The 26,335-nt window shown below is 36.0% G+C and carries 14 protein-coding genes; 11 read left to right on the plus strand and 3 right to left on the minus strand.

Features of this window, described 5'->3' with window-relative positions; genetic code table 11:
* Positions 1-41: 41 nt before the first annotated feature.
* From M4I44_RS17265 to M4I44_RS17285, 5 genes are all read left to right on the plus strand, one after another.
* The gene (locus tag M4I44_RS17265; RefSeq protein ID WP_017495666.1) at positions 42-1,277 is read left to right on the plus strand and encodes an MFS transporter; all 1,236 of its coding nucleotides are present in this window, start codon (positions 42-44) and stop codon (positions 1,275-1,277) included.
* 319 nt (positions 1,278-1,596) lie between these two features.
* The gene (locus M4I44_RS17270) at positions 1,597-3,090 is read left to right on the plus strand and encodes an ankyrin repeat domain-containing protein (protein WP_249965528.1); all 1,494 of its coding nucleotides are present in this window, start codon (positions 1,597-1,599) and stop codon (positions 3,088-3,090) included.
* A gap of 115 nt (positions 3,091-3,205) precedes the next feature.
* On the plus strand, positions 3,206-3,685 hold the full coding sequence (locus M4I44_RS17275; protein WP_017495664.1) for a DUF2271 domain-containing protein: 480 nt from the start codon (positions 3,206-3,208) through the stop codon (positions 3,683-3,685).
* A gap of 142 nt (positions 3,686-3,827) precedes the next feature.
* Positions 3,828-6,020, plus strand: coding sequence for a PepSY domain-containing protein (locus M4I44_RS17280; protein ID WP_249965529.1), 2,193 nt, complete (start codon positions 3,828-3,830; stop codon positions 6,018-6,020).
* A gap of 46 nt (positions 6,021-6,066) precedes the next feature.
* Positions 6,067-7,080 carry an FAD:protein FMN transferase gene (locus M4I44_RS17285; RefSeq protein WP_249965530.1) on the plus strand — a complete coding sequence of 338 codons (1,014 nt, stop codon included), beginning with the start codon at positions 6,067-6,069 and terminating at the stop codon, positions 7,078-7,080.
* Between the two features lie 262 nt (positions 7,081-7,342).
* On the opposite strand, the gene M4I44_RS17290 is transcribed toward M4I44_RS17285, so the two are convergent.
* Both M4I44_RS17290 and M4I44_RS17295 read right to left on the minus strand, forming a co-directional pair.
* The gene (locus M4I44_RS17290; protein WP_249965531.1) at positions 7,343-8,473 is read right to left on the minus strand and encodes an NAD(P)/FAD-dependent oxidoreductase; all 1,131 of its coding nucleotides are present in this window, start codon (positions 8,471-8,473) and stop codon (positions 7,343-7,345) included.
* A gap of 46 nt (positions 8,474-8,519) precedes the next feature.
* Positions 8,520-9,353: a helix-turn-helix domain-containing protein gene (locus tag M4I44_RS17295; protein ID WP_249965532.1), complete on the minus strand. Its 834-nt coding sequence runs from the start codon at positions 9,351-9,353 to the stop codon at positions 8,520-8,522.
* Positions 9,354-9,723: 370 nt separating this feature from the next.
* On the opposite strand from M4I44_RS17295, the gene M4I44_RS17300 reads away from it, so the two are divergent.
* The gene (locus M4I44_RS17300) at positions 9,724-12,129 is read left to right on the plus strand and encodes a TonB-dependent receptor plug domain-containing protein (RefSeq protein ID WP_249965533.1); all 2,406 of its coding nucleotides are present in this window, start codon (positions 9,724-9,726) and stop codon (positions 12,127-12,129) included.
* Between the two features lie 27 nt (positions 12,130-12,156).
* Positions 12,157-13,488 carry a hypothetical protein gene (locus tag M4I44_RS17305; RefSeq protein ID WP_249965534.1) on the plus strand — a complete coding sequence of 444 codons (1,332 nt, stop codon included), beginning with the start codon at positions 12,157-12,159 and terminating at the stop codon, positions 13,486-13,488.
* Positions 13,489-13,608: 120 nt separating this feature from the next.
* Here M4I44_RS17305 and M4I44_RS17310 read toward each other — a convergent pair whose 3' ends face one another.
* Positions 13,609-14,991 carry a hypothetical protein gene (locus M4I44_RS17310; protein WP_249965535.1) on the minus strand — a complete coding sequence of 461 codons (1,383 nt, stop codon included), beginning with the start codon at positions 14,989-14,991 and terminating at the stop codon, positions 13,609-13,611.
* Positions 14,992-15,388: 397 nt separating this feature from the next.
* Here M4I44_RS17310 and M4I44_RS17315 point away from each other — a divergent pair, with 397 nt between their 5' ends.
* The 4 genes from M4I44_RS17315 to M4I44_RS17330 all read left to right on the plus strand — a co-directional run bounded on the left by M4I44_RS17315 (position 15,389) and on the right by M4I44_RS17330 (position 26,231).
* The gene (locus M4I44_RS17315; protein ID WP_249965536.1) at positions 15,389-17,074 is read left to right on the plus strand and encodes a glycoside hydrolase family 28 protein; all 1,686 of its coding nucleotides are present in this window, start codon (positions 15,389-15,391) and stop codon (positions 17,072-17,074) included.
* A 681-nt stretch (positions 17,075-17,755) separates the two neighbouring features.
* Complete coding sequence (locus M4I44_RS17320; RefSeq protein ID WP_249965537.1) at positions 17,756-21,985, plus strand: DUF5977 domain-containing protein; 4,230 nt, start codon at positions 17,756-17,758, stop codon at positions 21,983-21,985.
* A gap of 132 nt (positions 21,986-22,117) precedes the next feature.
* Positions 22,118-25,675, plus strand: coding sequence for a DUF6443 domain-containing protein (locus tag M4I44_RS17325; protein WP_249965538.1), 3,558 nt, complete (start codon positions 22,118-22,120; stop codon positions 25,673-25,675).
* Positions 25,659-26,231 (plus strand): hypothetical protein, encoded by a 573-nt coding sequence (locus M4I44_RS17330; protein WP_249965539.1) that lies wholly within the window; start codon positions 25,659-25,661, stop codon positions 26,229-26,231. The genes M4I44_RS17325 and M4I44_RS17330 overlap by 17 nt, the downstream gene beginning before the upstream one ends.
* The last annotated feature ends 104 nt before the right edge of the window (positions 26,232-26,335 follow it).

Here is a 26,335-nt window from a genome sequence, read left to right on the forward strand (position 1 = left end):
TTTTACCCATATTCATCAGATGATCTGATCTTTTACCGCTTATGAAAACAGAAACTACTTTTACCAATACCCTAACAGAGTCTAAGCAATTAGCTCAGCAAACCGTTTTCTCCATTTTGTTCACGATCAGTTTTACGCATTTCATTAATGATATGTTACAAGCTGTAATTCCTGCCGTTTACCCCATTTTAAAAACTAAATTTAGTTTGAGTTTTACTGAAGTCGGGCTTATTACCCTGACCTATCAGCTAACAGCCTCCATCCTACAGCCTTTCATTGGTTTTTATACCGATAAAAAGCCGCGTCCGTATTCGCTGGCAATAGGTATGGGTTTTACCCTCGTAGGTCTTGCGGCGGTTGCGGTAGCTTCCAGCTTTATCAATATTTTACTTGCGGTAAGTTTAATTGGTATTGGTTCGTCTATATTTCATCCCGAATCGTCAAGGGTTGCCCATCTGGCTTCAGGAGGAAAAAGAGGTCTGGCCCAATCTATTTTTCAACTGGGAGGAAATGCCGGAAGCGCTATCGGACCATTATTAGCAGCGATAATTGTTGTTCCTTACGGACAGTTTAACATTATATGGTTCTGCTTAGCTGCTATTGTTGGCATTGTTATACTTTCAGGCATTGCCAAATGGTATCAGGAACATTTGAATCTGAAAGCAAAAAACAAATCGGCTATTTCTGAAGAAAAGCACCACTCCCTTTCGAAGCAAAAAGTAATCATTTCTTTAGGAATTTTACTGGTTCTGATCTTTTCAAAATACTTCTACATGGCCAGTATGACCAGTTATTATACTTTTTACCTGATCGATAAGTTTCAATTATCAGTTCAGGAATCACAGATTTATCTTTTCGCTTTTCTGGGTGCGGTAGCTGCCGGAACATTATTTGGTGGCGCATTAGGCGATCGTTTTGGACGAAAGTATATCATTTGGATTTCTATTTTAGGCGTTGCTCCGTTTACATTATTATTGCCTTACGTTTCGCTTTTCTGGACCGGAATTTTATCGGTAATTATAGGATTGATCATATCCTCTGCCTTCTCAGCAATTTTGGTTTACGCCACAGAACTGGTTCCCGGAAAAGTAGGCCTAATTGCCGGTCTTTTCTTTGGTTTGGCTTTTGGTATGGGAGGATTAGGGTCTGCTGTACTGGGAAAACTAGCCGACACTACCAGCATCGAATATGTCTTTAAAATTTGCGCTTTCTTACCTTTAATTGGTGTTCTGACCACTTTCTTGCCAAACATCGAAGGAAAAAAAGGAAAACAATAGTTTGTATTCCAGCAAATTAAATCAATAAAAAACTGCAGATCTTGCAGTTAACTTTTCAGCCACAGATTATAATGATTCAATGGATTTTTAGTAATCCTGAAAAAATTTTAAGCTGTGGCTTTTACTTTTCTGAATATTTCAATCTTTAATCCTTAAAAAAAGATTAAAATTGGAGTTTCTTCAGCAAATACATTGATTTACTAATATTAATTTTTACATTTGCGTTATTTTTAACTATTCTAAATAGATTGAACTTCTCAAGCTATTTCAGTAGTGTACCAAAACTAACTCATTTTAAAAAAATAGTAAATCTTACAATATGAAAAAGAATTTCTTTCTCTCTTTTGCATTAGCCGCTTCTTTTTTTGTTAGTGCTCAGCAAAAAAACATATTATTAGAACAATCTTTTTGGAAAACAGCACCGGATGTAAATGCGATTAAAGCTGAAATTGCAAAGGGAAACAGTCCAACAGTACCTAATGCTAACGCTTTTGATGCGACTGTTGTTGCGATTAATAATGACGCTCCTATCGCTTCTATAAAATTCTTATTGGACCAGCCCGGTAATACCATCGCTAAATTAACTCACGACAATCGTATTTACCTGCATTGGGCTGCTTACAGAGGAAACCTTGAACTGGTAAATTACCTTATTGCAAAAGGTTCTGATATTAATCTTGAAGACAGCCACGCTACTACTCCAATCGCCTTTGCTGCTTCAAACGGTCAAACCAATACCGCTTTGTACGATGCTTTTTTCAAAGCCGGAATTGATCCAAAGAAAAAATATGCCGATGGTGCAAATTTGTTACTAATGGCTGTAGCCTCTGACAAAGACCTTGTTTTGACGGATTATTTAGTATCAAAAGGATTGTCTTTAAAAGATGTTGATGCTAATGGAAGTACTGCTTTCGATTATGCAGCAAGAACAGGTAATATTGCTCTTCTAAAAAAACTTTTAGACCGAAAAGTAAAACCAACTGACAATGCTCTTCTAATCGCAGCACAAGGTTCACGTAGAGAAACCAATACTCTTGAAACTTATAAATATTTAGTGGAAGAAGTAAAATTAAAAGCTACTGCGACCAGTAAGTCCGGAGAAAATGTACTTCATTTATTGGCAAACAAACCCAACCAGGGAGAGATCATTGCTTACTTTTTAGCTAAAGGTGTTGATGCTAACAAAATCGACAAAGATGGAAATACGCCACTAATGATCGCTGCCGGAGCAAGAGAAACTGCTGCATTAGAAAAATTATTACCGGTTACCAAAAACATCAATCTGCAAAACGTCAAAGGTGAATCGGCATTGACTTTCGCCGTAAGATCAGGAGCACCGGAAGCAGTTGCAACTTTATTAAGCAAAGGTGCTGATGTAAATGTAAAAGACAAAGACGGAAACAATTTGGGAGTATATTTGGTACAATCTTACCGTCCGATGGGCCGTGAGGCCAATGCTGCTCAGGATCCATTCGAAGCAAAAATAAAGTTACTTCAGGAAAAAGGACTAAACTTAGCAGCTGTACAAAAAGACGGAAGTTCACTGTACCATTCTGCTATTGCCAAAAACGACCTGACTCTTGTAAAAAAATTAGCGCCTTTAAACATTGACGTTAATGCTAAAAACAAAGATGGTTTGACAGCTTTACACAAAGCGGCTATGGTTGCCAAAGACGATTCTATCTTAAAATACCTTCTTTCAATTGGTGCTAAAAAAGACATTAACACCGAATTTGACGAAAGTGCTTATGCTTTAGCAAAAGAAAACGAATCGTTAACCAAAAACAATGTTTCTATTGACTTTTTAAAGTAATAGCTAAAAACTGCATGTTTCGTGTTTCAAGTTTCATGTTCAAGTTTTAAGTTCAAGTTTCAAAAACCTGACAATCCAACAATCTAAAAATCTAAAGATCTAACAATCTAAAAAAATGAAATCAATATTTAAAATAGCCCTTACAGCAGCATTAATCTGCTTAATTTCTTTTCAGTCTGCAGCACAAAGCAAATACAAATGTATGCTTCAAATGGCTAATTATATGGGAGAAGGCGCTTACATCGTTGTTTCACTTATCAATCCAAAAGGAGAATACGAGAAAACACTTTATGTAATGGGTGACGACAAAAAATGGTACAAATCATTGAAAGAATGGAATAAATTCCAAACTTCAAAACCTGCTGACATCAGTGCAAAAACAGGAGCTTCTGTTACAGGTGGAGACCGTAGCATTACCACCATTGAAATTGAAGATTCTAAAATAAACAAAGGATATAAACTAAGATTTGAATCGGCTGTAGAAGATCAAAAATATTATGTAAGTGATTTAGAAATTCCACTTACTACTCAAGGATTGGCAGACAAGACAGAAGGAAAAGGTTATATCAGATATGTGAGATTAAACAAAATTTAATTGTAGTAATCGTACGGTTTACTATCAATTAATTTCTTTAAAAAAAGAATAGCCACAGATTCTACAGGATTCAACAAAATCAGATCCTTTTAATCTGTGGCAAAAAAACGCTTACATTTGATTACATTATAGATTACATTCAATGACTCTTTCTTTTTGGCGTTACGCGCACCTGGCTCTTGCTTTATTCTCTTCTCTATTTTTAATCCTCGCTTCGGCAACAGGTACTATACTGGCTGTTGATGCGATGCAGGAAAAAACACTTCCGTACCGGGCTGAGAATTTTGATAAGATCACATTGGAAGAAGCCCTTACCGTACTCAAAAAGAATTATTCTGAAATCACTACCATAAATGTCGATCACAATCAATTTGTAACCCTGCAGGCTATTGATGAAGAGGGTAATGACGTTAACGCTTATATTGATCCTAAAACCGGTAAAAAATTAGGAACACCCCTGAAAAAAAGTGATTTTATTCAATGGGTTACCGGATTCCATCGTTCTTTGTTTCTTCATGAAACGGGACGATTTTTTGTTGGTGTTATTTCCTTTTTACTCGTTTTAATTGCAATTTCGGGTTTTGCATTGGTTTTAAACCGACAAAGAGGTATTCGTAATTTTTTCTCTAAAGTAGTTAAAGAATATTTCGCACAATACTACCATGTAGTTCTGGGAAGACTGGCGCTAATTCCGATTTTGATTATTGCACTTACAGGAACGTATTTATCTCTGGAAAAATTCAATTTCTTCATGGATAAAAAAGATCAGGAAAAAGTCAAAATGGTCAAAGCTGTTATTTCTAAAGAAGAAAAAGAAACTTCTGTTTTCAAACATACTCTTTTGGCAGACGTCAAACAAATTGAATTTCCTTTTACCGATGATCCGGAAGAATATTACATCATCGAATTAAAAGACCGTGAAATCGAAGTCAATCAGGTAACCGGTGCTATTGTTGGAAAAAAACTTTCTCCGATAACGACTCAGTTTTCAGACTTAAGCCTTGATCTTCATACCGGAAGAGCCAACGGAATTTGGGCTTTTATACTTGCCATTGCCAGTATTAATATCCTCTTTTTTATCTATTCGGGCTTTGCAATTACTTTAAAAAGAAGATCCAGCCGAATCAAAAATAAATTCAAAGCCAATGAAAGTGAATTTATATTGCTTGTCGGTTCAGAAAATGGAAGTTCTTTACGATTTGCCAATGCTGTTCTCAAACAATTGATCGATCAGGGCAAAAAAGCATTCATTACCGAATTGAACAGCTACACTGCTTTTCCAAAAGCAGAACATCTGATTGTCTTCTCCTCTACACACGGATTAGGAGATGCGCCTTCGAATGGAAATAAATTTATATCCCTTTTAAAGAAATATCCGCAACAGCAAAAAATCACTTATTCTGTAGTAGGATTCGGTTCAAATGCCTATCCTGATTTTTGCGGTTTTGCTTTCGAAATTGACAAACAATTAGGAAATCAAAATTGGGCGGAACGTTTATTGGAAGTTCAGACAGTAAACGATAAATCGGCAGTTGAATTTGTAAACTGGATCAGACTGTGGAGTGCTAAGATGGAAATTCCATTGTCGACAACTCCTTCGCTTTACAATCATGTTCCGAAAGGACTGCAAAAATTAATGGTTTTGGACAAAACACTTATTTCCGAAACCGAGCAGACTTTCCTGATCACCTTGCGCGCCAACATGAGGGCTAAATTTACTTCTGGTGACTTATTGGCTATTTATCCGGCTAACGACAGCAGGGAACGTCTCTATTCGATCGGAAGTCATTCCGGAAACATACAATTAGTCGTAAAACTACATCCACACGGATTAGGCTCAGGTTTTCTAAACGCTCTGGCACCCGGAAATGTGATAAAAGCCAGAATCATCAACAATAAAGCATTCCATTTTCCTAAAAAAATACCTCAGGCTGCCTTTATTTCAAACGGAACGGGTATTGCTCCTTTTCTTGGAATGATTGAGCAAAATAAAGCCAAGACAGAAACACATTTGTATTCAGGATTCCGTATGGAAACGGAAACGGTTTCGGGTTATAAAAAGTTTACTACCGAAATGATTCAGAAACAAAAACTGCATAGTTTTCATCTGGCTCTGTCCCGCGAAAACGAGCATTTTTATGTGATGGATCTCATCAAACGTGATGCTGATTTCTTTATCAACTTATTGCAAAAAGGCGGTGTTATTATGATTTGCGGTTCACTTGCCATGCAGCAGGATGTCGAAGCAATTCTCGATCAATTGTGTCTCGAAAGAAATGTCAAGAATCTTTCTGAATACAAGAAAAACGGTCAGCTTTTGAGCGATTGTTATTAATGAATTATTACACCTGATTTTCGTTTAAAATGTAAAATAAATTTCAATGTCAATCAAAAAAACAGTCCTTACTTTTTACATGTTTTTACTGCTACTACTAGGTGGTCTGACCAGTAATGCACAAGTTTTACGAAAAAGAACTACACTGCTCATGGGAGGACGTTTTGACATCTCGATCGTTGCAAAAGACTCCCTTACCGCAGAACAGAATATCGATATTGTAATTGCTGAAATCACACGAATTGAAAACCTGATCTCCGACTGGAAATCCGATTCCCAAGTCTCTGAGATCAATCAAAATGCGGGAATCCGTCCTGTAAAGGTAGATCGTGAAGTTTTTGAACTCACCCAAAGAGCATTACAATTTTCTGAAGCTACCAAAGGCGGTTTCGACATCAGTTTTGCCGCAATGGATCGAATCTGGAAATTTGACGGATCGATGACAGAAATGCCTTCTGCCGAGGCCATCAAAAAATCTGTAGAAAAAGTAGGTTACAAAAATATTATCCTCGACAGTGTTCAATCGACCGTATTCCTAAAACTCAAAGGAATGAAAATTGGATTTGGCGCTTTGGGAGAGGGTTACGCAACTGATAAATGCCGAAATATAATGCTTGCAAAAGGCATCAAAGCCGGAATTGTAAACGGTTCAGGCGATATGACTGCCTGGGGAAGACAACCCAACGGAAAAGACTGGAACATTGGCATGACGAATCCTTTTCATCCTGATACTTTGTTTGCCGTTGTTCCGTTAAACAATGGTGCTGTGACCACCTCCGGAAGTTATGAAAAGTTTGTTGTTTTCAACGGCAAGCGTTATTCTCATATCATCAACCCCGCAACCGGATATCCTGCTACTGGTTTGTGTAGTGTTTCTGTTTTTGGTCCAAACGCGGAAACTGCAAATGGGTTAAGTACTTCTCTTATGGTTTTAGGACAAAAAGCGGGACTTCTTCTTTTAAAAAAATATCCCGACTACAGCTGTGTCATGATCACCGACAACGGAAAATTAATAAAATCTGCAAACTTCAAAATAAAGAAATTTAAAGCTAAACTTTAGTTTTATATCAAGATGTTAGAAAATTTTTTTTCACGCAGGTTTTTGTGTCTCGTAAAGTCGCGAAGACGCTAAGCTGTTTCTCTTTAAAGACATCAAATACTCCAATGCAAAACTTTGCGCTTTTGCGCCTCTGCGAGAGTTTTATTTCACGCAGATTTTTTGTGTCTCGCAAAGTCGCGAAGACGCTAAGCTGTTTCTGTACGAAGTCTTCAAATAATCCAATCTAAAACTTTGCGCTTTTGCGCCTCTGCGAGAGTCTTTATTACTCATAAAATTTCAGGAAAGAAAAATCAGGACTTAGCATTGCTATTTCGTTAGTTGCCGTCTCGAGTTGGGCTTGTGTGGCGTAAACAAACATCTTTTGTTCGTAATCGCTGATTGCTTCCTCTATCGTTTTAAATTCACCATTGGTGAGATTATTCGATAAAATTAAAGCGTCTAATAATCCTATATTTGCCCCCTGACCCGCAAATGGAGGCATAATATGTGCTGCATCTCCAATGAGTGTGATAGGTAACGGACGCTCTTTCTTCCATTGAAGATTTAAACTGATCTTTCTCGTTGGCCACAAAACAAAAGAAGAAGTAGCTCCAAGTAATTCCTTATAGCATTCGTCCCATTCAAAAAACCGATTTAAGAGGTACTTTCGAATGCCATCTGTACTTTCAAAAGCTCCATCTTTTCTGATAAACTCCTCCGGACTTTTAAAAATGACATTATAACTCAATACTTTTCCATTCTTTGGATTCGCAACCAACAAACCTTCTTTTCCGGAAGTCATAAGTATACTGCCCTTACACCATTTATTGAACTTCTCGCAGGATGTTTCCGGACAAAGCACCTCGCCTTGTATCATCAATGTTCCGGTATATTCGATTGTAGCTGGTGTGATCAATTTTCTGGCTTTAGACATTCCCCCATTGGCTCCAATAACTAAATCGGCAATTGCATTTGTCCCGTTTTCAAACTCCAAAAACCATTTTCCACTGTCAACTTTAAGATTTGTAAACTTGCTGTCCCAGACTACAGTATCATTTTTCACACTATTAAGCAATAACAATCTTAAATCGTTCCTGTTAATTTCGGGATTATCATAACGTTCTTCTTCGGTTGTTGTTTTAGAAAATAACACATTTCCTTGGGGATCTGCTACTGTTCTTCCCATTGGTACCGCCCTGTCAAAATAATCCTGTAATAAACCTGCTTGTTTTAAAGCTTCTTGTCCTGAACCCTTGTGAAGATCAAGAGTCCCGCCCGAAATTCTGACTTGGGCATTTAAATCTCTTTCATAAACGGTAACATCAGCTCCGTTTTGCTGTAATAATTTTGCCATAGTAAGACCAACCGGTCCTGCACCGATAATGGCTACTTTTTTATCTTTTAATAACATCATTTTATCTTCTAAATTATGAATGACAAAATTCTGCTATCCGACTATTTTAGGATTGTATAAATGCGACAAAATCATGGTTTATCAGCTGTTGCTTTGCTTTTCGTGCAAATGCACCCGGTGTGGTACCACTGTAACGTTTAAATTCTCTACTCAAGTGAGACTGATCCGTATAACCTAATTCCTGCGCTAAACTTGCAATACTTAGATTGGGCTCGAGCCATAATCGGTTGCGAGCCTGTTCGAAGCGCATGACAGCCGAAACATCTTTAACCGTATAACCTGACGATCGCTTAAAATTTCTTTCTAAAGTACGTATTGTAGCATGAGAAGCGGCAGCTACCTCTCTAACCGATATACGTCCTCCGGCTGCCGTCATAGCAATTCCTGCTTTAGATATCAAACTATTGCTGTCAGACTTTGCTTCTGCTGCAAAAAAATAATCTTCGACTTTGGCAATAGCCTCTTCAATTTTGTGAGAAGCGATCAGATCGTTCAAAACAGACTGAAGTTTAGCAATAGGATGCTCAAAAACCTGTACTCCCTCCTTACCCTTTTGGGAAGACAATCCAAGCAGTTCAAAAACCATCCACGGATAACATCTAATACCGATAATTTCAAGTGAATTAACAGAATTGAAAACAACAGGCTGATGGAGTAACCCTATCATAAATGGTGATGTCAATGGTTTCAAAACTCCATTAGAAGAAATACTAAGCTCATTTCCAAAATAAAAAATAATTTCAGCATAGCCATCCGGTATCACTTCAAAGTTCGACTGTACTTTGCCGTAATCAATCTTATCATACCAAAAGCACTTTACGCTTTTTTGTAATTCTTCGGCCGGAACAAATTCCTGGTGGTTGGTTTGAAAAGAAAGCATAATTGGAAGAAATTAGAGACAAACGATTATAAAACAAACAAAAGCCATTTCAAAAAACTGACCTTATTTTGACAATAATCCATTTCAAAATTAAGAAATTATTAGGTACTATTACAGCACAACATAAACAACTGTTTATCAACCACAAAAATAGAATAATAAACTTCGAATTGAACTATTCTCAATTTCGACCTTTGCAATTTAAAAAGTATTATAGTACAAAACACATCCGATTCTTAGGCTCTAAAATCTAAATTTATCCAAACATTAGAATTTCTAATGTAATTCTAATGATCTTCTAATTCCTTTATTTAGATTAAATATAAACAATGATTTAGCTTTGCATTTCTATTTAAGAAGTACATAAATCATGAGGTTTTTATTGTTATTGTTGACGTTCGTTCATTTTTCAGTTTGGTCCCAAAATGGAAATATTAAAGGAAAAGTTACTTTTGAAAATTCTGAATCTGCATTTGGCGCTACAGTTACAATTGCCGGAACTCAAAAGTTTGCCATGGTTGGTAACAACGGTCAATTTGAAATTAAAAATGTTGCTTATGGTACTTATACACTTGAAATTACATCACTTGAAGCGAAAACTAAAACAGTAAAGGTAACTTTAAACAGTCCTACTGCTCAGGTAAATATTTCATTAGAAAAATCAAATGATCCAAAAGCCTTAAAAGAGGTTGTCGTAAAGAAGAACTCTGTAAAAAAAGAAATCATCAGTAAAGGTTTCTCAGTAAATGTTATAGAAACTAAAGACGCCGCTACACGAAACCTGCAAACCAATGAATTACTTGATCGTTCCGCCGGCGTACGAATCCGACAAAACGGTGGTTTAGGTTCAAGCGTAAATTACAATCTGAATGGAATGTCCGGAAATGCTATCCGAATTTTTATTGACGGAATTCCGCTTTCCACTTATGGGTCTTCCTTTAGTCTTAACAGCATACCACCTGCCTTAATCGAGCGCATCGAAGTTTACAAAGGGGTTACCCCGGCAGAACTGGCGGATGATGCCTTAGGCGGAGCTATAAATGTAATTTTGAAAAAAGGTGCTAAAAACACACTGAATGCTTCTGTTTCTTATGGATCTTTCAATACCATTCAGTCCAACTTTAATACGACCTATCGTGACAAATCCGGATTTACCGTAAAAGGATCGGGCTTTTATAATTACTCAGATAACGATTATGAAGTATGGGGAAGATTCGTTTACAATATAGCACCGGATGGACGTTACGAACTTACACGCGCCAAACGTTTCGAAAACCGATACAGATCCTATGGAGGAAGATTTGAAACCGGTTTTACCAATGTAAAATGGGCTGACAATTTTTTAATTGGTGTAAATGTCTCTGAAGATCACAATCAGATTCAACACGGTCAATTCATGACAAGGCCTTATAAGGGACGTTTTTCCGAAGCTGATGCTACTGTAATAAGCCTGAATTACTCTAAAAAAGGTTTTCTCTTTAAAAAACTTGATTTTTCAACCAATACCGTCTTTAGCAATAAACATGAAGTCGTAAACGATACGGTAAAATGGAATTACAATTGGAACGGTGAAAAAGCAATAGGTTTATATGGTGAACCGGTTTTATCCTATACTGGCGCACAGCAAGGTGGTCCAACTATTAATAACATTTCAGAAAATATATTAAGTTCCAGAAGCGTATTTACCTATAACCTAAATGAATATAATAGATTTATATTCAGTAATTTATACTACAAACTGGATAGAAATGAAGACGATTTAATCAAACCAGAATTTCAAAAATATTTTGAAGCAACATTTGATTTGCAAAAAACAGTCACTTCATTAGCTTATGAAATGCAGGCTTTTGAATCACGTTTGAGAACCAATATTTTTGGTAAGTTTTACGAACAAAAAGTAAACCACAGAAAACCGGAATTGGTTACACAAAACGGGCAAACTACCGTTGTAGAAAAGATTACCAAAAGTGCAACTCCATTATTTGGATACGGACTGGCTACTTCTTACTTTATTACTCCTGAACTAATGATCACGGCATCTGCGGAGAAAGCCATCCGATTAGCAACTTCAGATGAAATGTTCGGAAGACCTAGTGAAAATGTACTGGCTAACCCCAATCTAAAACCAGAGCAAAGCAACAATTTCAATGTAGGCGTACAATTTGGTCCCTACGAAATAAATACACATAAGATTTCAATTGCTGCATCAGGTTTTTCAAGGAATGCCAAAGACCGAATTGTTCGTACTTCCGGTAACAGGGTAAATGATGCCATACAAACCCTACCGTTTGAAAACCTGGGGCGTACACAATCTATTGGTTATGAAGTTTCTTTTAATTATAGTTACAAAGATCGCTTGTTCTTATCAATGAACATGTCAAAATTTAACTCTTTGTTCAAGATGCAATTTGATGGTAATGGAGGACAGTTATCAAACTATAATAAGCAAATTCCAAATGAGCCTTTCTTCACCGTAAATGGTAATGTACAATACAATTTTAAAGAACTGATACAGAAAAATTCGCAACTAAGTTTGTATTATAATTTTGGTTATGTAGATCCCTTCGCCACACTTTGGATTGACGTCATAAACTCAAAAACACCGGCGCAATTTGTACAGGATTTAGGTTTGAGTTATGCATTTCCAAAAAAACAATTCGTACTAAGCTTCGACGCCAAAAACATTTTCGATAAACAAGTTTTCGATAATTACGCTGTACAAAAACCGGGACGCGCTTTTTATTTGAAACTGAATTATACCCTTAATAAATTTTAATATCTAATTTTTTTAAAACTAATGAATATGAGAAAAAATATGTTTAAACTATTGACATTTGGTTTAGTATTAGGCACATTGTCATTGGCTACAGGCTGTAGCAGCAATGATGAAAAAAGTGCTGATCCGGTAAATCCGGAAACACCAGATCGTTGGATTACAGTTTCGGGAGCACTAATGCAGGATGCTCCTGGCGATGGAAACGGAGGAACTATGGTTTATGCTGTAACCAAAAAAAATGCTAAAGATCCAAACTATTCGATTAATGTTTACGCAGACGGAATGCCGGTACAATCTAACAGAACGGCTCGTTTGCAATCGTCTGTAGACGGAAAAACTCTTTTCAACATCACCTACACAGGGGCTAACGGAGGAGAATTTATGACCTATACCGTAAATGGAGCTAAAAACTTCACACAATCAGGTACAACTGTAAACATTTCTCAATATGCCGGAACATCTCCAAGATGGAATAAACTTTTTGACGGAGACAAAACCGGAGTTGCAGTAAATGTAACTGCTCCGGTAGTTAAAACAAATCCGGACAAAACGTATATGTATACAAGAGGTACAGCTACCGTACTTTCTTTAGATCTTAAAGGAATTCGTATTTCAGGATTCAAACAATATGAACTTCCGTTAACCGCTCAGGAAGAAGCTCAAGGGCACCATATTTTTCGTTTAGATGCTCCTACGATCAACAAAGCAGGAAATAAAGTAATTATCGGAACATGGTTACGTAAAACGAATCCTACTACAGGACAAATCGAAACTACTTATGACCGCCCGGGTGCTAAATCTGTTGTAGTAGATTATCCATCATTAGAGAATCCACAAATCATTACTTCTAAAGTTGGTTTTGGAGATACCAGTGGTTTCCGTAGCTTCAACAGCTTCTTAGGAACTGACGGTAACATTTATCAGGCTACACAAAGAGATACCAACAAAGGTTCTTATATCGTAAGAATCAACCAAAACAATCAGTATGATGATTCATTTGTTATCAGTCTTGATGCTGCATTAGGCATAAAAGGATCTTATATCGATGCCTGGAGATACGCAGGAAACGGAATCGCTTACGTACTTTACACCAGCACTGCTACTGGAGATCAGGGATTTGTTGCAAGAGTAGATTTAAATGCTAAAACAGCTAAAAAAGTAGAAGGCATTGATTACGATGCTGCTATAGATTTTGGTCAGTACCAAGGTTTTGTAGTGGATGGAAATGAGCTTTACTTAGCGGTTACACCAGTTGGAAAAGACGGAAATATTTATGTGATCGATATCCCAACAGGAGCTGTTACTAAAGGAGCTAAATTGGTAAACAAAGCAGGAAACCATTATATTGGAGTATTCTAAAAATCTGCACAAGCAGTAAAAGCACTCATAACAATTGTTATTACTTGAGTTTTTTTTTTTAATTAAAACATTCCGTTTCAGATTTCTGGAACGGAATGTTTGTTTTTTTAATGATTTCTTTTAGTCACCACCACATCCTCCACACGAAGAACCGCAAGAACTTCCACAAGAAGAAGTTCCACAAGAAGAAGTTCCGCATGATCCTGAACTGGTAAAATTATTTGAAGAAACCGAATTAGTATTGTAATTAATCAATGGCATAAATGAATTTGCTAATATTATATTTCCATAAAGAAAATAATCCCACTCCCAATTCTTTTCGGATGCTGTTACTATCCTTGCCTTATCTTCAAAAACAGAAGGTATAATAGTTGTAAACATTAAATTTAATACTTGATTGATATAATACAATGAAATTATAGCCAAAGGGACAATCGCAAAAAATAAAAATGTAATTGGTTTACCTCTCCAAACTCCGGTTATAAATCTGCTAAAACCAATGCTTAACAAGAATCCTAAAACACTCATTACAACGATCACTACATTTGCAAATTTTTTCGAATCAAAAATTCTGCTTCTTATTCTGTAAGTTGCTTTCTGAAGCTGCTCAAAAATAGGCTTTTGTGAAGCAATCTTGCATAACTCCTGATAGGACATTGGCTCAAAATCTTTCATAATTTCGACTATACAATTCTCATATCGATTTTCAATAAAACTTTCATCAATTAATTCTAATCTATTATTTGTTAAAATCTTAATTTTATGAGTTACAATCAAATTATTCACCACTCCATTAATGACAGCATCCAGTTTGTTTTCTCTAAAAAACACCATCTCAAGTGCCGTAAGATTCTGCAAAATGAAATTGGACTTAATTGTATCATATAGCGAAAGAAAACTTTTTCGGACATAAAATTTCAAGAATAAAATTACAACTACAAAAAGCAAAAGATAGACTATAAGAAAATTAGGATTCTTAATTTTTGTTAGAAGCGAAAAGATAACAAAACATACCGGAAATGATAGAGCAATGGTATAAATTAGAAAGTTTTTTCTAAGTTTTGAAATTTCATAGCTGCTTCTCTCTAAATGTAAAGAATCTAGTTCATTATGATAATACCAAATTTCAGCTAACTGTGGGCCAAAATTAACTTCATAAAGCTCCTTTGTCCTTTCTTTTGCCATTTTAAACTTATCAAATTCTGATCTATTATGAGTTGAGGGAATATGTTCTATTCTTTTTCCTAATAAATCACAGAAATCAGAATAAGAATTAGTAAAAATTAAGTGTTGATGCCAGACAATATCAACAATTTCTGAAGGTGAAACCATTTCGTTATTGGTTGCAGCCAGAAAAAGAAACTTTTTATATTCAATTATGGCACTTTGAGTAAAATGAATCGTCCAATGATTCTCTAGTGCTAATCTTGTTGAAAACCCATATTGATCATTTGGTTGATCAAAACTAAATGCTAAAACCTTTTCCCAAAGTGTTTTATTCATAAAATCACTTATATTTTAGTTATATTTTGCAAAATTAAATGTACTATTTAACATTACAAATCTTCAGCTAAAATAACATTATTTCTTTCACAAAAAACAAGCTTAAAAATTAAATTCTAAATGTTATATAAGTTCAATTAAGAAAAAAACTTATATTGACTCACACAATTTCTATAGCAAAAAAGAAATCAAACAGAATTTGTAAAATTGATGCCATTCGTGGTAAAGCGATCACGTTGAGCAATGAAATTTATTTAATGATTATTTTATTTTTGAAGTAAATTATCATTTATAAATATTTTTCAATAGTTTTGTGTAATCGATTACATTTAACTTTTTTTATTAATGTTGGCCTAAATTCCAACATCAATAAAAAAATCCATAAAGAACTATACATATGAAAACCAAATCTATTCATCACTTGTTTTTTACAGTGGTATTTTTACTTGTGACCTGTTCCGAACTTACTGCACAAAATTCAGATTCTTATGATACATACAAAGACATCGAGTTTAAAATGCCCAAAGTCAATGAACCGGTAATACCTAATAATACTGTAAATCTAAAAGATTTTGGTGCTGTAAATGGCGGATATGTTTTAAACACGAAAGCTTTCGCTGATGCCATAGAAGCCGTGTCAAAAAAAGGTGGTGGAAAAGTAATTATTCCACCCGGAATCTGGCTAACAGGTCCGATTATACTAAAAAGCAATATTGAACTTCATGCCCAAATAGGAGCCTTAATTAAATTCTCTACCGACAAAAGTTTATATCCAATTATTGAAACCAGTTTTGAAGGGCTTAACACCTGGCGATGCATCTCTCCTATTTATGGCAAGAATCTGGTAAATGTAGCCTTTACAGGAAGTGGTGTGTGGGACGGTTCCGGAGAAGCCTGGAGACAGGTTAAAAAAAACAAACTGACGGAAGAACAATGGAAGAAATTTATCGCTTCCGGTGGCGTTTTAAATGAAAAGAAAGACAGCTGGTATCCTTCTGAACAATATTTAAAAGGCTCCAAAGGTGCTGATCAGAATGTTCGTCACGATCTAAAAACGAAAGAAGAATTTGAAGCCATTCACGACTTTCTTCGTCCGGTTTTAGTGAGCATACAAAACAGTAAAAGAGTACTATTTGATGGTCCTGTGTTTCAAAACTCACCTGCCTGGAACCTTCATCCTTTTATGATAGAGGATTTAATCGTTAGAAATATAACGGTTCGTAATCCGTGGTTTTCGCAAAACGGTGACGGTCTTGACGTCGAATCCTGCAAAAATGTAATTATCGAAAATTCAAGTTTTGATGTAGGTGATGATGCCATCTGTATCAAATCGGGAAAAGACAAAGACGGTCGTGATCGAGGTGTTGCCTGCGAAAATATTATCGTAAAAAACAACATCGTTTATCACGGACATGGCGGTGTAACGGTAGGAAGTGAAATGTCGGGTGGGGTGAAAAATCTGCACGTCTCCAATTGTACTTTCATGGGAACTGATGTTGGTTTGCGTTTTAAAAGCACCCGTGGACGTGGGGGAATTGTGGAAAACATTTATATCTCGGATATTTTTATGACCGATATTCCATCACAAGCCATCTCTTTTGATTTGTATTATGGTGGAAAATCCATAGCCGAAACTTTGGCCGAAGGCGGAAACACTGTAACGACAAAAGCTATTCCTGTAAGTGAAGAAACGCCACAATTTAAAAACATTTCAATTAAAAATATTACGATTAAGGGCGCACAGCAAGCGGTATTTCTGCAAGGTTTGCCCGAAATGAATCTGGAAAACATCGAAATCTCCAATTTGATCGCCAAAGCAGAAAAAGGCTTTTCGATTATTGATGCCAACGGAATTAAAATCAACCATGCAACATTAGACATCGAAAACCCAACCGTATTTGAGATTTACAATACTAAAAATATGTCTTTAAAAAATATAGCTTTTAATTCGACTTCTGCGAAAGCAATCTCCATTAACGGAGAAGCTTGTCAGAATATTGAGTTGGCTGCATCTCCAAAAACAGATTTTTCTAAAACAACTACCCTCGGAGAAACTGTTCCCAAAAATGCTGTAAAATTCTGAGATTAAAATCGGAACGCAATCAAAAGAGTGATTCTGTTTATCAAAGAAAGTTCACGAAATCTTACCTATCACAAAAAAAGCGCCTCAATACTATGAGGCGCTTTTCACATTCTTATTCTAACCTTTTTAAATCTCAAATTGTTACCTAACAACTGCAAGAAGCACACCATTACTCAAAAATAAAAAGAATTGCCAAATTTAATTTCCCTCTGAAATTACAGTTATACCTCATTTACAACCAATTATTACGTCAATAAAACCAGTTTTACCAACAATACACAAAATCATTCGTTTAAGATTTAAATTCGTTTAAAAATGAGGAAACCCGTAAAGATTTAAAAAAATACTTTTTTAGATTTGCAACCTTTAAACAAAGGTCATTAAAACAAAAAAATACACGAAAAATGCTTACCTGTTACCATTATACTTCTTTACAAATACTATTTTTTTTGACCACAAGAACAAACTCCAAATAACAGTAAGCAAACTCATTTATCCTTAATTCTAAAAAATGCCATCACCTATAAGCATATAGAATCGGGACAAACGATGCAGAAATCTAGAAAAAACAATAAACACTTCTGAATCCCCAGAAAATCCTAAGAAGATTTCACAACAGTTCGTTCAAATTCAATGAATTAAAAAAAACAATAAGAAACCAGAATAAAAAAAATCACCAAAATGTATAATCTAAAAATGAAAGGCTTTTTGCTTTTTTTATTGCTCTCTTTTAAAATATTTGCGCAAAACAGTCCACAATCTGAGCCCAAAATCATTCCGCCCTCTCCTACCGCCTATGAACTGGGTAGATACGGTCAGACCGATGTTGGAACTTTTACCGGTACTCCCAATATTAGCGTACCGATTTACACGTATAAAACTAAAAATATTTCGATACCTATTACGCTCAACTACAATTCTAATGGTATACAGGTAGACCAAATGGAAACTAATGTGGGATTGGGATGGAACTTGAACACCGGAGGAATCATCAACAGAGTGGTGAGAGGACAGGCTGATGAAAATAGATCTAATCCAATTTCTGAGGACATGCATTGTACAGATAGTTTCTTCACCTACCTGGAGAACAATCAGTTTAATGATATGCAACCCGATATGTACTCATATAATTTTCAGGGGCAATCGGGGCAGTTTGTTTTTGATAACAATGGTAAAGCGGTAATAATAACTCAGAACAATCTAAAAATTGAGAGACTGGGGATCAATATTCAATCCGGTTTTAAAATAACGACCGAAGACGGTGTCGAATATTATTTTAATGAGACTGAATCTAGTACCTGGGAGAATGTAGAAGCACCACAGACTGTCGTTACAGGCTGGTATCTTACTAAAATTATTCATCCTGAAGGAGATGTCGTTAATTTTGCCTATAAAAGTTCTACTTATTCTTTTATTTCTAATATTAGTGAGTCGTTTGGGATAGAGATAAGTCGCGTAAACTGTGGCGAACGAGCAGCTACTGCTCCGGAAAACTACAGTGAAAATCACTTAAACGTTATGGGAAAAACTATAGAAACCATAAGTAGTTCTGATCCTCTGTTTGGCCGTGTGCTTTTCCAACTAACAGGAAATCCAAACATAACGGGTAACTTCTTAATTAGTAGTATTACCGTTTTTAATGCGGGGCAAAATATAATCGAAAAAGCTAATTTTAGCTACCTTTTTACTCCCAACAAAAGAATCTTCCTAAAAGAATGTACTTTTAATGATCCTTCAAAAAAATATGGTTTTGAATATGAAATGCCTAATGACTTAGTTGCCAGATTATCAAGCCAAAGAGATTTATGGGGTTATTACAACGGAAAACCAGGTACATATCCTGACGCTACTATTCATAAAGATCTTTATCCAAAAACAGATCGTATAAAAAATGCCCTTACAAACAGATCATCAGGGGACAAACGTCCTTATGCCGAATATGCTAAAAAAGGTATATTAAAAAGAATTGTGTATCCAACTAAAGGCTACAACGAATTTGAATACGAATCCAATTCAGTATGGGGAACCGTAATTAGTCCGTGCGAACCAGAAACACAAAATAGCTGGTTCTACAATCCGGGCTATAGTTGGGAACAAAAGACTGAGACCTATGTATTTGAAAATAAAACGGATTATGAGGCTCAAATACAGGCGAGAGTTTTCTTCAATGATTATGAATTTACCGAAGGTACATTTCCTGCTGGAGAATTAGCAATAACCGTCAAAGTAGAAAATCTAACTCAGCCAACAGCATTAGACCAAAATCTGATTTTTTATGCTCATGAACATAATAAACCCAAAACACAATCATTTACATTCCTAAAGAATAATACATATAGAATTTCTCTCCTTTTTACGCCAGAACCAAAAACCACAGCACAAGTAACTTATACCTATTGTAAAGGTGGAGGTATTGAATCTAAAGCAAATATCCCTGTAGCAGGATTACGAATTGCAAAAATTAGCAGCTTTGATGCACCTGCCAATATTGTAGATGTTAAACACTACTATTATGGCAAAAAAGAGAGTCCTTTAGTTTCAACTGGTACAGAAGGAATAAAACCAAACATACTGACATTTAACGAAGTACGAAGATTTTGTGCACCACCAAGCGTACAATTTCCTTTTGGTGAGGTAGATAAAACTGTTTTTATGAACATCAACGTTAACAGTATCTATCCTTTGTACCGATCAATGGGTAACAATTCTACTACTTATGAAAATGTTACCGTAAGTCACGGAGGTCCAAATTTTGAAAATGGAGGTGAAGAATTTCAGTACTATATCTCTGCGGATATTCCGCCATATTTATGCCTCGACAGCCATCTTTCGTCTGCTCCATGGACTAACTTAAGTTGGGACAACGGTTTATTACATAGAAAAAGAACTTTCAACAATAGATTAATTGATGTAAACACAGTAGAAAACCAATACAAACTCGAAAATCAATACACTCGAAAAGTTCCAGGAATTGCAACTGACATCAGATACAATTCACTCTATAATTTTCCTAGTCCAAATTATAGAAATATTGAACACTTGAATATTAGTAAATACACTACTAACTCTTACTGGTTTTACCTAGAATCCGAGTCAAATACGCAATATGATTCTGAAGGTCAAAACCCCGTAACCACTTTAACAAACTATAAATACAATAATCCTTCTCATTTAAAACTGAGTTCACAAACGGTTACAAATTCTTTGAATGAACAACTGGAAACAAAGTATTTTTATCCACAAGACCCGGAAATGGCTAATGAACCTTTCCGAAATGAGTTAATTTCCAAAAACATGATTGGAAAAGTTCATGATACACAAACGTTAAAAAAAGGCGTAAAACTATCCGAACAAAAAACAGTCTATGATAAAAGTACTGCGACCGGTAATCTGCTGTTGCCGAAATTAATTTACGGAAACAAAGGAGTAAACACCATTGACTTAAATTCAGACAAAAAAATCATTTACAATCAATACGATACTAATGGGAACATCTTACAATACACTATCGAAAGTGGTACTCCGGTAGCGATTATTTGGGGATACAACAAAAGCCAGCCAATTGCTAAAATAGAAAATGCTACTTATGCAGAAGTAGAAGCCCTTCCTGGTTTTGGAGCAGGTTTTACAATTGTGACAAGTTTATCTGCTGCACAGGAAAGTACCTTGCGAAACAATCTGCCAGAAGCCATGGTAACCACTTATACCTATACCCCGCTTGTGGGAATAACCAGTGTGACCGATCCTAAAGGGATAACTTCTTACTATACATATGATACTTTTGGAAGATTACAATATGTAAAAGATCAGAATTTAAACGTATTGCAAAAATATTGCTACAATTATAAAGGACAGCTGGCAGATTGTGGTACACTTAAGGAGGCAAATCCCGTTTCATTTAAAAATTCGACTCAAAGCAAGACCTTCACTCGTGACAACTGTGCTCCAGGTGGTACACCGGCGACTGTTTTATATATTGTTCCCGCAGGAACACACAGTTCAGATATTTCTCAGGCTGATGCTGATACTAAAGCATGGCAGCAAATTAATACTAACGGACAGGCTTTTGCCAATAATGATCAAAATGCCAAATGTAAATTCTGGAATACGGCGCAAAGCAGACAGTTTACCCGTAGTAACTGTGCTGCCGGAGGGATCCCTCAGAGTGCCTGGTACACTGTCGCTGCCGGAACGTACTCTTCAGATGTTTCTCAAGCCATGGCTGATGATGAGGCCTTGAGAATAGTCAATGCCAATGGGGAGGCGTTTGCCAATGATAATAAAAATGCAAAATGTATTTTTAAAAGTGCTGCTATAGCACCTCAGAATTTCCAGAAAACCGACTGTTCAATTGGTGGAGCAGGTTCTTATGTACCCTACAGCCTGCCGTATGGCGCAGCTCAATCAGAAATATCACAGGCTGATGCTGATAATGAAGCCTGGAAAAAATTTCAAGCAGAAGGTCCGGCCAATGCGAATACCCATGGAAACTGTACTTTTAGAAGTGCCGCTATAAGTGGTTCCTTTCAGAAAAACAGTTGCACGGGCGGTGCAATTGGCTCGTATGAAAATTATGCTTTACCGGAAGGGGCGGTAACTTTAAAAACTTCTCAGGCACATGTAGACAGTGAGGCGGTTAAAAAACTAAATACCGAAGGCTTAAGCAACGCCAATGCAAAAGGTCAGTGCGTATTTTATAGCAACTATGCCCAACGATATATCAGAAGATCCTATTGCCCTCCGGGAATGAATGGAACAGAAGTGCTCTATAGCGTCCCGGCAAAAAAATACAGTTCGCTACTCTCTCAGGCCGATGCCGACCGACAAGCCGAAGATGAAATTAATAACCAAGGACAAGGTTATGCCGATCGAACCGGACAATGTAACGAAGGTGCCATAGAAGAAAAATAACCAAACCCAAAACTCAGCAATTGTGTCAAACATTCGAAAACTGTTTTACACCAATGGTATTAAAATAAAAGTGGCCCATCGAATGCCTGTTTATAGTAATACTAAGTCTGTAATAAAAAACCATAAAGAAGTATGAATTCTCAAAACATAACTTGTATTTTCATCAAAAAATACATTCCTATAGTTGTTCTCTTGTTAGCGACAAGTTCGGGGCTTAAGGCCCAAACTTTCAGTCCGGACAACTTTGTCTCAACTGCTGCGCCTAAAAAAGCAGTGAGTGAGGCCAACTATGGTACCCTCACCAAAAACGATATCACTCAAAATATTACCTATTTTGACGGATTAGGCCGTCCGATACAGACCATTGCCATTGGTCAAGGGGCAGACGGACAGAATATTGTAACTCCAATGAAGTATGATACCTTTGGCAGGCAAATCAAAGAGTACCTGCCCTATACTGTTGTTAATTTAACCAATAATCATCCAAAAATTGATCCTGATGTAGCCATAAGTGAGGCAGCGTTGTTTTACAATAAAAAAGAGTATCAGTACACCGCCAATCCTTTTTCGGAAAAAGAGTTTGAATTCTCTCCTTTAAACCGTGTTCAAAAACAAGCCACTCCGGGAGCCTCCTGGAAGATGGGGAATGGTAACGAAATCAAAATCGAGTACAAAGCCAATACTCCTGCAGACGCCGTTAAAGTTTTAAAAGCCAATACTAACTGGCAAGCGGCTTTAGGATTGTACGAGATTAGTTTTTCTATCACAGGCAACTATGCGCAGGGAGAACTTTATAAAACCATAACCTACGATGAGAATTCTGGTGCCAACCCAACCGAAAGTGCCGGTTCTACCGTAGAATTTAAAAACAAAGAAGGACAAATCATTCTGAAAAGAACTTACGACTCCGGAAACCCTCATGATACTTATTATGTTTATGATGATTACGGTAACCTAACCTATGTCATTCCGCCAAAAGCGGCAGACCTTATTGGTACTACAACCAATACAACTGCAAATTTAACCTCTACAGCAGTAGTGTTACCTGGAAATACTCTGAATTTGACCGCCTCAAATTCGATAACCTTGCTTTCTGGATTTCATGCTCAGGCAGGAAGTACCTTCAGCGCCATTATCAGTGACGGAACTCAGAGTGTTTTGGATCAATTGTGTTACCAGTACAAATACGACAACCGCAACAGACTGGTAGAGAAAAAACTACCGGGTAAACAATGGGAATTCATTGTATACGACAAACTTGACAGACCTGTTGCTACAGGACCTGCCCGTTCTCCTTTTTCTGATATCAATTCTGAAGGCTGGCTCATTACCAAATACGATGCTTTTAGCCGACCAGTATATACAGGCTGGAACAACCAGACTTCCACTTCGGCAAGCCGAAAATTATTACAGGACGCTCAAAATATTGCTGGTGTTTTATATGAAAAGAAACAAAGTTCCGGAACGATCGATGGTATAACGGTTTATTACAGTAATACAGTAGCACCTACCTCATTCAAACTGCTTACCGTTAATTATTACGATGGCTACACCTATCCTAATGCTCCGACAATGCCTTCAAGTATTGAAAATCAACCCCTTCTATCCAATACCAAAGGATTGGCTACGGGAAGCTGGACCAGAGTACTCACTACAAGTGCCAGTACAGCTGGTGAAACCGCTACGACATTTTACGACCCAAAGGCAAGACCGGTTCGCATCTATATGCAAAACTATTTGGGAGGTTACACCTATACCGACAACAGTCTTGACCATTTTTCAGGGCAATTGAAATACAGCATCACCCGACACAAAAGAGCAGCTTCCGATGGAGAACTTACCACAAAAGAAGTTTTTACTTACTCACCTCAGGATCGTTTACTGACTCAGACCCATCAAATCAACAATGGTCCTGTAGAAACTATTGTGGATAATACTTATGATGAACTGGGGCAATTGATCACTAAAAAAGTAGGGAACAATACTCAAAAAATAGATTATAGCTACAACATCAGAGGCTGGCTTATCGGTATTAACGACGTTACTTCCTTGGCAAAACCAGAAGTACCGAAAGATTTATTTGCTTTTAAGATCAATTACGATAATATAAATTCAGGAATCTCAGGAGTAAAAGCTTTGTACAATGGTAACATTTCTGAAACATCCTGGGCCACTAATTCTGATAACGGAATTGTACGCTCTTATGGCTACAAATACGATAACCTGAACAGGCTAAAAGAAGGAATTTTCCAAAAAGCAGCAGTAACTACCAATGCCTATAATGAAACTTTGTCGTATGATAAAAATGGAAATATTATGGGGCTTAGTCGTAATGGAAGCAGTGAGAGTGCCACAGCTATTGACGCTTTGGTATATACGTATGCCAATAACAACACCGCCAACCAACTGATGAAAGTGACCGATTCCAGTCTTAAAAATCTAGGTTTTACAGACGGGACTAACGCAGGTGACGATTATGCCTACGATCTTAACGGGAATATGATTTCTGATGCCAATAAAAACATCACAGCTATTACGTACAACCACTTAAATTTACCTACAAAAATTACCTTTGCCACCACTGGAAATATTGTGTACATTTACAACGCTACGGGACAAAAACTACAGAAAATTGTAAACGAAACAGGAAAAATTGATATAACAACAGATTATCTAGGCGGTTATCAATACGACAATAATGTTTTAAAGTTCTTCCCAACAGCAGAAGGATATATAGAACCTTCAGGAAGTTCTTACCAATACATTTACCAATACAAAGATCATTTGGGAAACATTCGTTTAAGCTATGACAAAACACTTGCCATTAAAGAAGAAAATAATTATTATCCGTTTGGGTTAAAACATAATGGGTATAATCCAGTTAAAGTTGGTGTCGAGAATAAGTATAAGTACAATGGAAAGGAGCTTCAAGACGAGCTGGGGCTTAACATGTATGATTATGGAGCAAGGAATTATGACCCTGCGCTTGGTCGATGGATGAATATAGATCCTAAAGGAGAAAAATACATTAATTTGAGTCCTTACAATTATGTTGCTAATAATCCTATGACAAATGTTGATCCTGATGGGAATGATATTATTTTTGTTGTAACAAAAGGGGATCAAACTAGAAATTTTAAATATAGTAAAGGGAATTTTTATGATACTGCAACGGGAAAAAGATATGATCCAGGAAAAGAAAGTGTAAGTCCTACGATGTACAAAGTTCTTACGACTTATAGAAAAATTGAAAAATCTAACGATTCTAAATTAAAAGGGGTTTTGCATAGACTTGAAAAAAGTAAACTTCATCATTATGTGGAAGAAGGAGCTAAAAGTGTGGTTACGGACTATGGAATACCAAATGATGATTCGAGTACAGGAAGTCGTACATCCTATAATTTTTCTAAGGAAGATGATGCAGATTATGAAAAAGATGAAGGAGCGCCTGATGATGATGATGCAGCAGTCGTTCACGAAATGAGACATCAATATGATCGTGACATTGGTAATAGAGCTGACGAAAAAGATGGTGAGGATGAAAAAGATCCTGTTGAAATTAGAGCTGTTTTCTTTGAAAATCTTATGAGGAAACTATTAAAAGTAAAGGAAAGACCAAATTATGGAAAACCTATTAAACCTAAAGTATTAAAAAATCCACCAAATAACCGATTTGAAGAAGAAAAATGAAAAAAATATTTACAATTATTTTAGTTATACTATCTTTTTTTCTTGTACAGAAAAGAAAGAGATAATATCAGAGATTGATATTAATAAATTTGCCAAAGGAAGTTATATAGTACCTTCCAAATATGGAGCTTTGAGTCTTTTTCTCTTAGCTGATAATGGGGAAGTAATCATAACGAATGCTGACTATTTAAATTATGTTTATAATAAACATTATCAAAAGGAATACAGTAGTTATAGAGAGTTCTTGTCAAAAGTATTAAATGAAAAAATTAAAATTAGAAAAAAATCCTTTGAGCGAATTCCCTATAAGTCTTTCAAAATAAATAGTATTGTTGAAAAAGAATATAAACAATTAGGTTTTAATGACTTTTTTAATAGATACACGGATAATGATATTTCAAAAGAAAATTCTAATTATTTGAAAATTGAAAAAGGCACTTCTTTAGATGAAATCAGAACTATTTCATATTATTTTTATCTTAATGGTTATCAAATAATAAAAGGGGATAATTTTCCTAGATATTTTGTTTACAAAAGAGATAAACTTATGAATTGATATTTATTTTTATTAAATAAATAATTGAATTAATTTACGGGCTAACAAAAAACTATAAAATAATTAAGGGTGCAATTTTGCACCCTTAATTATTTTAAATACCA

The organism is Flavobacterium sp. B183 (assembly GCF_023539155.1).
In the GTDB taxonomy this organism is placed as follows: Bacteria; Bacteroidota; Bacteroidia; order Flavobacteriales; family Flavobacteriaceae; genus Flavobacterium; species Flavobacterium tructae.

Coding starts and splice junctions, on each gene's coding strand:
- M4I44_RS17280 (WP_249965529.1), top strand. CDS start 3,828: ATGACTCTTTCTTTTTGGCGTTACGCGCACCTGGCTCTTGCTTTATTC.
- M4I44_RS17300 (WP_249965533.1), top strand. CDS start 9,724: ATGAGGTTTTTATTGTTATTGTTGACGTTCGTTCATTTTTCAGTTTGG.
- M4I44_RS17325 (WP_249965538.1), top strand. CDS start 22,118: ATGAATTCTCAAAACATAACTTGTATTTTCATCAAAAAATACATTCCT.
- M4I44_RS17285 (WP_249965530.1), top strand. CDS start 6,067: ATGTCAATCAAAAAAACAGTCCTTACTTTTTACATGTTTTTACTGCTA.
- M4I44_RS17270 (WP_249965528.1), top strand. CDS start 1,597: ATGAAAAAGAATTTCTTTCTCTCTTTTGCATTAGCCGCTTCTTTTTTT.
- M4I44_RS17310 (WP_249965535.1), bottom strand. CDS start 14,991: ATGAATAAAACACTTTGGGAAAAGGTTTTAGCATTTAGTTTTGATCAA.
- M4I44_RS17265 (WP_017495666.1), top strand. CDS start 42: ATGAAAACAGAAACTACTTTTACCAATACCCTAACAGAGTCTAAGCAA.
- M4I44_RS17290 (WP_249965531.1), bottom strand. CDS start 8,473: ATGATGTTATTAAAAGATAAAAAAGTAGCCATTATCGGTGCAGGACCG.
- M4I44_RS17275 (WP_017495664.1), top strand. CDS start 3,206: ATGAAATCAATATTTAAAATAGCCCTTACAGCAGCATTAATCTGCTTA.
- M4I44_RS17320 (WP_249965537.1), top strand. CDS start 17,756: ATGTATAATCTAAAAATGAAAGGCTTTTTGCTTTTTTTATTGCTCTCT.
- M4I44_RS17305 (WP_249965534.1), top strand. CDS start 12,157: ATGAGAAAAAATATGTTTAAACTATTGACATTTGGTTTAGTATTAGGC.
- M4I44_RS17315 (WP_249965536.1), top strand. CDS start 15,389: ATGAAAACCAAATCTATTCATCACTTGTTTTTTACAGTGGTATTTTTA.
- M4I44_RS17295 (WP_249965532.1), bottom strand. CDS start 9,353: ATGCTTTCTTTTCAAACCAACCACCAGGAATTTGTTCCGGCCGAAGAA.